Origin of the sequence: Psychrobacter sp. ASPA161_9 (genome assembly GCF_051970275.1) — a bacterium.
GTDB lineage: Bacteria > Pseudomonadota > Gammaproteobacteria > Pseudomonadales > Moraxellaceae > Psychrobacter.
Genome location: NZ_JBEFNI010000004.1, coordinates 73,424 through 86,350 on the forward strand (window position 1 = coordinate 73,424; position 12,927 = coordinate 86,350).

Below are 12,927 nucleotides of genomic sequence, written 5' to 3' on the forward strand. Positions count from 1 at the left end.
TTAGCGAAAGAAGGTTTTATGCCCCTTACACAGTTTCTTCAAGTTTGGTCACTAACATTTGATTGATTTTTAACTTATCAGTATCTAATATTTCGAAGCGATAATTGGCATATTCGATAGTGTCAGTTTTCTTAGGGATTTTACGTAGCATGTACATCATAAAGCCGCTAATGGTTTCATAGTTTTGGTTACGAGGTAGGTTAACAATGTCTAAAGCACGAATCACGTCTTCAATTGGTGTCATACCATCGATTAACCAAGAGTTATCAGTTCGTTGAACAATAGGCTGATCTTCTAGAGTGACAAGCTCGCCCATGACGATACTCATGACATCCTTGAGAGTGATGACACCAACCACCATGGCATATTCATTGACGATGACAGCAAAGTCAGCACCAGTAGATTTAAACATCTCTAATACTTCAAACAACGACAACGTATCAGGAACGAAGAGCGCCGGTTTCAGTAACGCTTTGTCTGTTAAGCTGACCTCTTGCTGATTAAGTACTAAAGCTAAAAAACTACGTGACTCTACATAACCAACAATATGTTCTAAATCATCATCGCTGCAAACCAAAAACTTATTATGCGGTTGCTCAATCATGACCTCGACTACTTTTTCAGTGCTTGTGTTGGTATCAAAATAAACGATATGTTCGCGTGGATTCATAACTGAGGTTACGGTACGCTCTTGCATCTCAAAGATATTTTCTATCAGGTGATGCTCTTGCTTCTTAAGGACACCAGCTTCGGCTCCAGCATCCATCATTGCATAGATATCTTCTGGCGTCATATCGTCTTGACGTGTGGTTGATATGCCCAGCATCTCAAAAATGATATTTGCTGCGCCATCAAATATCCAGATAACTGGTTTGAATATAAAAATTAAAAGCATCATTGGTCGTACGAGCCGTACAGCTATAATCTCAGTGTTAGACATCGCTAAGCGTCTAGGCATCAAATCAGCGAGCAGAGAGAACAAACTCGTGATTAATACGAACGATATAATGGAAGCCGCTGCTTCATTATTGAACAAAAGCTGTAGATAAGGACTAATTGCTGACTCACCCACCGCACCAGCTGAAATAGCAACTGCGTTTAGAACGACTTGCACCACAGTGATAAAGCTACCAGGGTTTTCCTGCATATGAAGAACGTCAAGTGCACGGACTTCTCCTTCTTTTGCCATGATTTGCAGTTTAATTTTGCGGCCAGCTGCGATTGCAATTTCGGCAGCAGAAACAAAGGCGCTCAAAGCAAGCAATAAAAGAAGAAAAATACTAGCGGTTAGCAGACTCATGAAGTACTCAAAGGAAGGAAGGTTTGAAAATAAATGAAGGTATAGCATAATAAGTAATACTAAGCACAGTCATAGTTTATACATTGATAGATGCTATGCCAGATAACCTTACTCAAATAAAGTCTTTAAAAAAAATACTTAAACTTAGTGTACTGCTACTAAAAAAGCTGAGCAAGTGCCCAGCTAATAATAAAAAGTGATGTCAATAATACAACTAAAGCTTTAAGTACTTAGCCATTGACTGACCATTTATTAACCAATGGATAGCGACGCTCACGTCCAAAAGCTCTCTGGCTAATTTTAGTACCAATCGGTGCTTGACGACGTTTATGTTCGCTATTGTCTACCATCTTAATCACTTTGGCGACCATATCGGCATCAAAACCCTTATCGACAATCGCTTGATAACCCATATCTTCATCGACATACAAGGTTAAAATGCCATCTAATACGTCATAATCAGGTAAGCTATCTTGATCTTTTTGATCAGGACGCAGCTCAGCTGACGGCGGGCGAGTAATGACGCGCTCAGGAATCACTGGCGTATCTTCTAAACGGTTACGGTAGCTTGCCAAGTTATAAACTTGCGATTTGTAAACGTCTTTTAGGACATCAAAGCCGCCAGCCATATCGCCATACAACGTCGAGTAGCCCACTGCCATCTCAGACTTGTTGCCCGTCGTGATGACTAAATGTCCAAACTTATTAGACAATGCCATTAAGATGACACCGCGCGCACGTGCTTGAATGTTTTCTTCAGTAGTATCAGCAGGTGACTTGTTAAATAGCGGCGCTAGCGTATGACGAATACCTTCAACTGCATCAAAAATAGGGCAAACCGTATAAGAGACATTTAAGCGGCGAGCTTGTGCTTGGGCGTCCTCTAAACTAATCTTTGAGGTAAACTCGTAAGGCATCATAACGGCATAGACCTTGTCCGCACCTAGTGCATCCACTGCAATACATAAGGTTAAGGCTGAATCAATACCGCCTGACAGACCAACGAGAACTCCGGTAAATCCTGAGTGATTAACGTAATCACGTAATCCAACGACTAAAGCTTGATACATCTCCGACTCACGGCTAAGTGTCAGCGGTGCTTTGGATTGAGTGTCAAACTTGCAAGTGTCAACGTTCAAGGTAGCGAGCATTAACTGATCCATAAAGCGCGATGCTTCGTGAGCGATAGAGCCATCGGCTTGCGTAACGATAGAACCACCATCGAATACTAAATCGTCTTGACCGCCAACGGCGTTAACATAAACAATCGGCATTTTATGCTCGCGGCTACGCTTAGTCAGCATGGCTTTACGTACATTTTGCTTATCCACTTCGAATGGTGAAGCATTTAGACTAACAATAAGGTCTACGCCTTGCTGCTTAAGATCAGCAATGGGGGTTTTTTCCCATAAATCTTCGCAGATAAGTAACCCGATAGTAATGCCTTTATAATCAAATAAAACTTGATTACGCCCTTTATCAAAATAACGGCGCTCATCAAACACACCATAGTTTGGCAAAAACTGCTTATGATAAAAGCCTTTTTGATGACCATTATGCAAGATAGCTGCTGAGTTAAAGGTGCCATGGTGGTCAACATGTGGATAACCAACAATCATTACAATATCTTGGATATCACTCAAAGTCGATAAGGCGCTTTTAATACGTCCAGATAGGCTTGGGCGCAACAGCAAATCCTGTGGGGGATAGCCTAATAACGCTAGTTCTGGAAAGATAATAACGTCAGCGCCTTGGTCACGCGCTTGAATAGCAAGTTGACGCATTTTTTCAGCATTGGCAGTAATATCACCTACTAAGAAATGTGATTGAGCTAAAGCAAAGGTGACAGCGTTGGGCGGTATATTGGTCGTATTAGCAGAATTTTCTGCCGTAAGGTTAGAGTTATCAGTGTCTTTTGACATTGTTATTGTTCCTGTAGATATATCAATGAAAATTTGGAGGACTATTATTAGCCCAAAACAAGATATCTGTAGAATTGTGCTAGCAGTTATGCCCTGCCTAAGCACTTTGCCTTAAATGTTAGGCTGTATTCTAAGAGTTTTCCGTAGAATGGTGGTAATTAATCAATACTACTAGCATGTTTGTAACCTACAATGCTGGCATTTGCGCAGGATATTGTACGAAAAATTTGCATAGTATTATAAAAAATAAAGTAATAGCTTTAGTATAACATCAATTTTATAGCCTACGAGAACGTAGCGGTGATTTACCTTTACAGATGACGCATCAGTTGTTTTAGCCTAGAGTATTTAACAGTAATCTTTATAAACCATCTAAACGTTCGTTTTTAATTGATAAAAACGAAATTGTAAGTAAAAATTACAACACATCATTGTTTATTTGCAGGACGCTATTGCATAATAGGTGCTCATAATTAAGTTTTTTTACTAACTTAGCACAGTTGAGTGGATAATTTTAGTTAGCAAATTATTTGTTATCGTATGTGAGTTATTACGCCGTTAATAAGATATAGTTGACGGTATTAATCACAAAAATCGATGTTTGAGTACCTTTAAATTTATTGAACAACGTCCTCGTATATGGATATAGTTTATAGACGTCATCTATAGGCTGTTGCCTACACATTTATAAATTTTGCAGTAAAAGCGTGCTAAGTTTTTGCTGTCAGTTCTTGGTTCAAAAGCTATGATTGAAAACTGGACAAAAGAAGTTGTAATTCAACGCCTGCTCGCTATTACACTATTAGTAATGCTATTTATTTTGTGCTTTCAAGTGGTGCAGTTTTTTATTGTACCTGCATTATGGGCAGCGATTTTGGCCTACGTTACGTTTCCAATTTATAAGTTTTTTCATGAGAAAGTCAGATTAAGTCCAGATTTCAGTGCTGCTATCATGACGATAAGTATCTCTTTGATTATTGGGGTGCCGCTAGTGATAGGGGTGTTTATTTTGCAACAAGAGGCGCTTAGTCTCTACAGTAACTTAATTTACCGTGTCAAAGTTGGCTACCTCGATGTACCAGATTATTTCAAAGAGCTACCGGTAATCGGTCAGCAGGTCAAAGATATATTATGGCAAATTAATAAAAACCCTGAAGGTACGCTTGAAGCATTCCGCGCGTGGATTCAGTCGCATTTGTACTATGGTAAGGTAGCACTGGACGTGGTGCTCAGCACTTTAGCTAAACTTGGCATGGCGCTAATGACCTTGTTTTTCTTTTATCGTGATGGTACCAGCCTAGTTCGTCAGATTCGTCAGGCTCTACGCAATATCATTGGCAATCGAATTGATGGTTATATTGACTCGGTTGGTACGACCACCCGCGCGGTAGTTTACGGTATCGGTCTGACAGCATTGGCACAAGCACTGCTTGCAGGCATTGGTTATTATTTTTCAGGATCACCAAGTCCTATCCTATTGACGATTGTGACCTTCATGGTAGCGTTAATACCTTTTGGTACGCCATTTGCGTGGGGTGCGGTAGCGCTTTGGCTACTGAGTCAAGGCCATACGACAGAAGGTATCGGTTTAGCACTGTGGGGAATCTTAGTCATTAGCTGGGTGGACAATTTGATTCGTCCTATCGTTATTAGTGGCGCGACTAAAATTCCTTTTATTATTATTTTCATTGGTGTATTAGGTGGTCTTACGGCTTTTGGTTTTGTAGGTTTGTTTATCGGACCAGTAGTGCTAGCTATCGGGCTTGCTGTATGGCGTGAATGGATATCTCAGCATAGAGACGAGATTTTTGCGCCAAAAGAGGTGGTACTGACAGACAATCAGATGCTGTTAGACTTTGATGATCAAGTGAAGAATAAGAGAGTAAATAAAAATAGTTAAATCTCTACCTAGTAGTATTGCAAGCTATTTACTATTTTTCCCTATTGCGTATGCTAAGGTGGGTGTTGTAATTAGACCTTGTTGGCAGCTCGGCAGTAAATATCACTACCTATCTATCAAAAGCATATATTAATATTATCTATCCACAATCAAAAGAGGCGCTCATCTATGCCTAATGTTATAAGCTCTGGCTCTGTTACACCTACCACTCTCTCATCTGACGAGTTAGCTCATAAACCATCTAAAGCTGCCAACAAGCTCACTATCATTGCTGATAGCAACATCGCTGGTCTTGAAGATTTTTTTAATGAGCAAACGCTAGGTCAAGATATTTATCAGACGGTTAATATTATCAAAGTTACTGGACGAGATATCAACGCCCAGTTAGTTGACGAGCTGCAACCAGATGTTTTATTAATCCGTTCTGTGACAACAGTAGATGCAACTTTACTAGCAGATAACCATAGTGTTAAGTTTATCGGCTCAGCAACGATTGGCACCGATCATGTAGACCAAGGCTACTTAGCAGAGCGCAATATAACCTTTGCTAATGCGGCTGGTTGTAGCAAGCATTCGGTCGCGCAATATGTATTGACGGCTATCTTAACCTTACGTCCAGAGTATTGGCAGCAGACATTGACGCCACCAACATTGGGTATTATCGGACTGGGTAATATTGGTAGCGTACTTGCGCAATATGCTACTGATCTTGGCTGGCAAGTACTGGGTTATGATCCGCTACTACCTGCATCGAATATTAATAATGCGAGCTTTGAGCAGGTTATTAGCCAAAGTAACGTTATCAGCTTACATGTACCGCTGACTGACAAAAAAGATAACAATCCAAGTGGTAGCGATTATCCAACGCGGCACTTAATTAATAAAACCGCGTTAGATGCTATGCCGTCAGAAACTTTGCTGATTAATAGTGCACGCGGTCCAGTTATCGATGCAGCAGCATTACAAGCTGACATTGAGGAAAATAAGCGCCAAGTAGTGCTCGATGTATTTGAGCACGAACCACAAGTATCGGAGCAGTTATTATCAAAGTTGGCTATCGCCACACCGCATATCGCTGGTTATACCTTAGAAGGTAAGCTGCGCGGTACGCAAATGGTCTATGATGCATTATGTGAAGCATTTGCGGTCACACCTACACAATCTATGCAGCAGCTATTACCAGTCAATATGTATTTATGGTCTGAGCTTAAAACCTATCCAGATAGGCTGATAAAGTTTTATGACATTATGCGAGATGATAGAGATCTGCGCAAAAAAGTAACTGATGGACAGGTGAGTGGCGCTGATTTTGATCAGCTGCGTCGTGATTATCATCTGCGCCGTGAGTGGCAGTTTTAAATCTTAAAAATGCTAATTTCAAAAATACATTGTTCATAAACCATGTTGGATAGTAATGAATCAGTCAAGCAATACCTCTACTCATACTTCTAAGCCTACCTACGCCCCAACTATGACGCTTGCAATGGCACAAAAGCGCGCAAAACTGCTTAGTGATATTCGCCAATTTTTTGCAACGCGTCAAGTGCTCGAGGTGCAGACACCATTGCTATCGCAAGCAGGTAATACCGATACCTTTTTGCAATCAGTGGCTGCGCGAGTAACTTACCAAGATAAGCCACGTACTTATTATCTACATACTTCGCCTGAGTTTGCGATGAAGCGTCTTCTTGCCAGCTGGCAGGTGCCTATTTATCAGATTTGCTCTGTATTTCGCGATAATGAGATAGGGACACGGCATAATATTGAATTTACCATGCTTGAATGGTATCAACCGTATTACAGCCTGACAGATTTGGCTGACGAACTGGGTCAATTGTTAGAGGTGTTATATGGCTATCCGGTGGTCATGAATCACTATCGTTATGTTGACGCATTTATGGACTTTGTAGGTATTCATCCGTTGACGGCTAGTATAGAAGCACTGAGAGCGGTAGCAGAAGACAAAGGTTTGACAGGTTTTGATTTCAGTACTGATATAGATAACAAAGAGGACAGTCGGCAAGGGTGGTTGGATTTACTATTCAGTCATGCTGTTGAGCCAAATCTAGGGCACGAGTTACCGACGTTAATTATCGACTATCCGCCTGCAACGGCGGCACTCGCAAAAACCGACCTAGACAAGGATGGCAACCTAGTCGCTAAACGATTTGAGCTATATATCAATGGGATTGAGATTGCCAATGCCTATGATGAACTGGCAGACGGTACAGCATTAAAGCAGCGTTTTGAACAAGACAATCTATTGCGTCAACGTCATGGCTTACCGCCAATGCCTATAGATGAGCATCTGCTTACTGCTTGTGATGATTTGCCAGCTTGTAGCGGTATTGCGTTAGGTCTAGATAGACTGCTAATGGTAATAACAGGAGCAACTTGCTTAGAAGAAGTTATTACTTTTCCAAGCGACTTAGCCTAGCACTAATTTGTCTAGCCACCAATTTGCCTTGCAACAATTCTCTCCGTTACTCTAGCTTTTAAGAATAAAATTACTTTACAAAACATTCCAAAATTAAAGCGAGCAAACCTTTCGGCTTACTCGCTTTTCTATTGCTTTAACTATTATAGCGCTACGCTTTATTATAGTTTTTCAATAGCGTCACTAATAGCGGTGTCACCATTCTGCATACTAAAGACTTGCTTGCTTGTATTATCTGCATTTAATACTGCAACTAACGTAGCAGCAACGTCTTCAATGGTATTTTCACCAGCTTCATTACTATTTACAGCGATTTTACCAGTACCAGCACGCTCTTTTAGAGCACCTGCTTGCACGATAGTGTAGTCAAGCGTACTATTATTGACTAACCACTGATCCGCATAATGCTTAGCAATATAGTAGTCTTTTAAATCAGTGATGGCAGGGCTATCCCATTTGCTAGTATCCAGTGAAAACACTGTGCTCAGCATAATATAACGCTTAATACCTTTGTCTTGCGCCGCTTGCATGGTCTTGACTGCACCATGCAAATCAACTTCTAACACACCTTTACCGCCAGAACCTGCTACAAAATATATCGCCTCGATATCATCAGTAATTTGGCTTTGGATAGCGTCTTTATCTGCAGTAATATCCAAATCCAACTGTGTGTAATTATCATCATTAAATAATTTTTCATCTTGACGGGTAGTGCCAACTACTTGATGATTATCAGCTAATAACTGTTCAACCATATCACTACCAACGCGACCACTTGCACCTATGACTAAAATTTTCATAATCTTCCCTATTCTTGTTCATATTATCGTTATGCTATATATCTTTATAACAAAAGTACTTTTTATTCGAAGACTTCATATTAAATATAAGTACTAAAAGTAAGTACTAAAAACTGTATATACAGTAACAAGAATAGATAGCACACTTCGTTATGAAGCGTGCCAGTTGCATAGTGTTTAGTTATAGAGTGTATAAGGTTTGCAAGGTAAATGGGATTAAGAACTAAAAAGTTAACGCACTAGTTTATTTAATCCATCGGCGAAAGCTTTTTTGTCACGGTCGCCATAAGGTTTTTGTCCGCTCATTTCTTGTAGCTCTAACACGCCAGTGCCGCGCATAGTATCCATAAAGTCACGCATATTGAGCTTTTGCTTGATATTGTTTTTATCATAGACCATACCGCGCGTTGTCAAAACCATGCCACCTTTGTCCAAAATATCATTGGCTAAAGGGATATCGCTAGTAATAGCCAAATCGCCTGGTTGTATTTGTTCTACGATATAATCATCAGCTTTATCAAACCCCGATGGCACCACTGTCATGACGAGTAGCGGTGACTTACGTAGTTTGATTGGCTGATTGGCAACGAATATCGCCACCGTTTGTGTACGCTCGGCAGTCTTTACGATCAAATCTTTAGCAATTAATGGTACCGAATCAGCATCCACCCAAATCTGCATTATTTTTTAGCCTTATCTTTCTTTGCCTTAACGTCTACCGCACTATCCATTTTACTGTCTTTATTTGCTAAGTCAGTGTTTGCGCTTGCTGTTTCATTTTCGCCACCAAGCTCTGGGACATCTTGATTGTCTGGCTCAGATGGCTGTTTTTGACTTTCTTGGATAGGCGTATATTCTTTATCTAAGCCAACCTTGTTGGGTAAAACGGCCACCAATTTAGCCATTGAAGATTCCAAGTCGGTCACGTCATTAGGCATCAGGGTAATGTGGGCAATTTTACGATCTTCCCGTTCAGCTTTGTGATAGCTATGATAGTGAGCACCATCGATAGCCAGTACGGCGTTGATATCAGGATATTGTCCCAGCACGTTGATCATAATCGAAGGATGGACGTTATCTGTATCGCCTAAAGGTAAGTTAACTACTGCGCGGATATGGTTTTCGAATTGACTGGTAATCGCGCCTTCAATGCTCCAGTGTCCAGAGTTATGCACACGCGGTGCAATCTCATTGGCAAGCAGATAGTCATGACCGCGAGTGTCTTTAGTAACGAACAATTCTAGTGCCATAACACCTACATAATCTAAATGGTTCATGACAGTAGTGATGGCTTCTTTCGCTTGCTTAAATATGTGGCTAGTGCCAACGGCAGGTGCTTGGGTCTTGGCCAAAATACCATGATGGTGATGGTTTTCGACCAAATCGTAACAGCGTACGCTACCGTCTTGGGCGCGTGCTGCAATGATAGAGACTTCACGGCTAAAGTTAACAAAGCCTTCTGCAATGAGTGGTGCAGGGGTTGGCGTTAAGCTGCCTTCACCGCTGACCGCATCTTTAAGATCTTGCCAAGCGGCTTTGATATCGCTGTCTTGCTTGATGACATACTGACCTTTGCCGTCATAACCACCGCGACTGGTTTTAAGAACGATAGGCAAACCTAATTGTTCGCAAGCTTGTTGTAATTCAGCCTGAGTGCTGACCGCCATAAAAGGTACGGTAGCAATATCCAGCTCATTAAACATCTGTTTTTCTTTCAAACGATCTTGAGCGATATCAAGGGCAATCGGCGGCGGAAACATGCCTTGTTTTTTAGCAGTTACTGCTAAGTTTGCCAGCTGCTCGACAATCGCTGTTGGGGTATTTTCAAACTCTAGAGTAAACACATCAGCTGCAGCAATAAAACTATCCAACTGCTCGTTACTGTATACCTGTCCATAAAGACTGGCAGGGCAATCAGGGTTGTCTTCTAAAAATACACATTGATAGCCGAGTGGCATAGCAGCTTGTGCAAGCATCATACCGAGCTGACCACCGCCTAAGATACCGATGGTATGGATAGTTTGAGTAACAGGATAAGCATTGGCTGTGGTCATGAGGGACTCTTTGGATTAAAAATGAATTAAAACTAACGGTTTAAAATAGGAAAAGGTGCAACATATGCACCTTGTATTCAGTAGAACCTATCTAAAATTAAATATCAAGTGAAGAACAATTAAATTCAATTTATCTTAACGAAAAATTCAGAATGGTTAGAGGTTTTCGTATTCAGTAACCAGTTCGATATCTAGTAGTTGATAATACCAGGCGTTGGACTGGCTAAGATAGTTTCGGTTTGCGTTTGACGCAGGCTGTCCAGCTTAGTAGCAATTGAATCATCATGCAAGGCTAGCACTTGAATCGCAAGTAGGGCTGCATTATAAGCACCAGCAGTACCGATGGCTAACGTACCGACGGCCACACCTTTGGGCATCTGTACGATAGACAGCAAGCTGTCCCAACCGCTAAGCATCGAGGACTTAACTGGCACACCAAATACAGGAAGTGGCGTCTGGCTAGCACACATACCTGGTAGATGGGCTGCGCCACCTGCACCAGCAATGATTACTTGAAGGCCTTTGCCTTTAGCCCCTTTCGCATAATCAAATAATCTATCGGGTGTGCGATGGGCAGAGACTACTTCGCAATCAAAGGCAATATCGAAGTCAGCCAATAGCTGCGCTGCACAGCTCATAGTTGCCCAATCAGACTGTGAGCCCATGATAATACCAACTTTTGGTTGGCCAGCAGGAGAGGAGATAGAATTAGGGTTTTCGGTAGCCGATCCAGTACTCATGATGAGATATCCTCAAAACGACCATCATACAAAAATTATGGCATAGCCGTAAAGCCAAGTTTTAGCATTAGTTTAAAAGCTAGCTTAATCTTTGTATCAATACAGGCTCAATTTGGTCTTAATATCCAATTGATACGCAGCAATTAATCGTTGAGATATTGCACAAAATTCGCAGGACTTAGAGGTAACGGCTGGGTAGTATCAAGCTGATAACAAGTCAAATAGCCACTATCGACAGCCGCTGAATAATCCGTACAAACGACTTGTGAGCTAAGTGGTTCAGGCTTGCCTGTCAACCAATAATGTCCGACAAACACTGGCTTGTGAGTCTTTATAGCGAAGTCTATATTCTCAGCTAGGGCATCGATTGGAATCTGAGCAAGGGCTGAAGCAGGTGCGCGAGCAATCTCATAAAGCGTGCGTGATTTTAATTCATCAAGCCACCAACGTACCCGCACGCGCGAGCGTTTAGTACCTTCTTTATCTACCATTACTATGCCGTCAGGTAGCGGTGTCTCCACACCCTTCAACACACGCTCTAGCGCATCAAACGGTTCGGTAAATTCTTCTGAAGTCGTTTGGAGGGCCTGAGCAGTCAGGCAATTATCAGCTGTGAGTAATGGCTTAAGCAGCGCCATACTGTCTACATCCCAGCAAGCATGGACAAAACAGGCGTAATCGGTCTCAATCCACAATGGAATCTCATAAAAACGCTGTAGCCAATATTGATGCGACTCTGAGCCAAATGGCACTTCAGCTAAAAAAGCTTCATGTTGGCGTGTATGCACGTCATTATGGGAGCGTAGATAACGTTCAGGATTGTTTGAATCACGCGTTGCAAAAGCAAGCGCATTATATTCATGATTACCCATCACTATATCGGCGACGCCAGCATCTAACATGGCAAAGGCAATCTCAAGCGTTGCTACTTGCTGGGAGCCGCGATCAATTAAGTCACCAATGAAGAGCGCACGATGACCGTCTGGCGGTACAAAGTAATGACCATTATGGACATAACCTAATTGCCCAAGCAGGCCAGTCAGCTTGTCTGCATAACCATGAACATCACCAATAATATCTATAATCATAAATCGTTGTCAAAACCTAAAAACAAATTGAACTAAAAAGTGAACTAAAAGCTAGGAGAGAGTAGGGCATTAATAAAATGTGGTAGTACTTGTGGTTCGAGAATGATTGTCGCTATTACACCAAACGCACCGCCCCACATATGTGCCATATGATTGATATTAGAGCCGCCACGCTTATCCGCATAGATGCTATAGGCGACATAAGCGACTGCAAATAGTATCGCAGGAATAGGAACAATGGCAAAAAGATAAATGGTTTCCCAAGGCGCTAATAGTATAAAAGCAAACAATACCGCCGATACTCCGCCCGATGCACCTAAGCTTAAATAACTGGCATTTTTCTTATTCTTAATATAGCTTGGTATCATCGCAATAATGATGGCCAATAAATAAAAGACAATAAAGCCATAACCACCCAAGAATGGCTGATACAGCCCTTCTATAGCGCGACCAAAAAAGTATAAAGTAAACATATTGAATAGCAGGTGCATGCTATCAGCATGAATAAAACCATGACTGACAAAGCGATACCATTGACCATCGCTCACTGCTGGCGGGTAGAATATCAGTCGGTTAAATAGCACTTTGTTTTGCCATGCTAACAAGCTCACGATGACCGTGACTATGATGATAAGAGTAGTGTGGTTAAACAAAGATTAATCCTTAGGTCAAGCCTGGTAAACAAA

The 12,927-nt window shown here is 41.4% G+C and carries 11 protein-coding genes; 3 read left to right on the forward strand and 8 right to left on the reverse strand.

The genetic code is table 11. The features are described 5' to 3' along the window. Positions 1-25: 25 nt before the first annotated feature. On the reverse strand, positions 26-1,300 hold the full coding sequence (locus ACTQ9S_RS06330; protein ID WP_068325726.1) for a hemolysin family protein: 1,275 nt from the start codon (positions 1,298-1,300) through the stop codon (positions 26-28). 230 nt (positions 1,301-1,530) lie between these two features. Next, on the reverse strand, positions 1,531-3,222 hold the full coding sequence (locus ACTQ9S_RS06335; protein ID WP_350655508.1) for an NAD+ synthase: 1,692 nt from the start codon (positions 3,220-3,222) through the stop codon (positions 1,531-1,533). A gap of 745 nt (positions 3,223-3,967) precedes the next feature. Between ACTQ9S_RS06335 and ACTQ9S_RS06340 the strand changes: the two genes are divergently transcribed. The 3 genes from ACTQ9S_RS06340 (at position 3,968) to epmA (ending at position 7,559) form a co-directional block, all read left to right on the forward strand. Further along, the gene (locus ACTQ9S_RS06340) at positions 3,968-5,122 is read left to right on the forward strand and encodes an AI-2E family transporter (RefSeq protein ID WP_068325729.1); all 1,155 of its coding nucleotides are present in this window, start codon (positions 3,968-3,970) and stop codon (positions 5,120-5,122) included. A 168-nt stretch (positions 5,123-5,290) separates the two neighbouring features. Continuing rightward, positions 5,291-6,481: a 4-phosphoerythronate dehydrogenase gene (locus ACTQ9S_RS06345; protein ID WP_440454453.1), complete on the forward strand. Its 1,191-nt coding sequence runs from the start codon at positions 5,291-5,293 to the stop codon at positions 6,479-6,481. Positions 6,482-6,536: 55 nt separating this feature from the next. Next, positions 6,537-7,559 (forward strand): EF-P lysine aminoacylase EpmA, encoded by a 1,023-nt coding sequence (epmA, locus tag ACTQ9S_RS06350; protein WP_440454454.1) that lies wholly within the window; start codon positions 6,537-6,539, stop codon positions 7,557-7,559. 161 nt (positions 7,560-7,720) lie between these two features. Here epmA and ACTQ9S_RS06355 read toward each other — a convergent pair whose 3' ends face one another. The 6 genes from ACTQ9S_RS06355 to ACTQ9S_RS06380 form a co-directional block, all read right to left on the reverse strand. Next, positions 7,721-8,359 (reverse strand): NAD(P)H-binding protein, encoded by a 639-nt coding sequence (locus ACTQ9S_RS06355; protein ID WP_068034215.1) that lies wholly within the window; start codon positions 8,357-8,359, stop codon positions 7,721-7,723. A gap of 231 nt (positions 8,360-8,590) precedes the next feature. After that, a complete protein-coding gene (locus tag ACTQ9S_RS06360) occupies positions 8,591-9,040 on the reverse strand; it encodes a YaiI/YqxD family protein (protein ID WP_068325736.1) in 450 nt (149 codons plus the stop codon). Next, positions 9,040-10,413: a 5-(carboxyamino)imidazole ribonucleotide synthase gene (locus ACTQ9S_RS06365; RefSeq protein ID WP_440454455.1), complete on the reverse strand. Its 1,374-nt coding sequence runs from the start codon at positions 10,411-10,413 to the stop codon at positions 9,040-9,042. The genes ACTQ9S_RS06360 and ACTQ9S_RS06365 overlap by 1 nt, the downstream gene beginning before the upstream one ends. A 191-nt stretch (positions 10,414-10,604) precedes the next feature. Continuing rightward, positions 10,605-11,153 (reverse strand): 5-(carboxyamino)imidazole ribonucleotide mutase, encoded by a 549-nt coding sequence (gene purE, locus ACTQ9S_RS06370; RefSeq protein ID WP_440454456.1) that lies wholly within the window; start codon positions 11,151-11,153, stop codon positions 10,605-10,607. Positions 11,154-11,296: 143 nt separating this feature from the next. Then, on the reverse strand, positions 11,297-12,241 hold the full coding sequence (locus ACTQ9S_RS06375; RefSeq protein WP_440454457.1) for a metallophosphoesterase: 945 nt from the start codon (positions 12,239-12,241) through the stop codon (positions 11,297-11,299). Between the two features lie 44 nt (positions 12,242-12,285). Continuing rightward, complete coding sequence (locus ACTQ9S_RS06380; RefSeq protein ID WP_068034222.1) at positions 12,286-12,894, reverse strand: rhomboid family intramembrane serine protease; 609 nt, start codon at positions 12,892-12,894, stop codon at positions 12,286-12,288. Positions 12,895-12,927 lie beyond the last annotated feature (33 nt).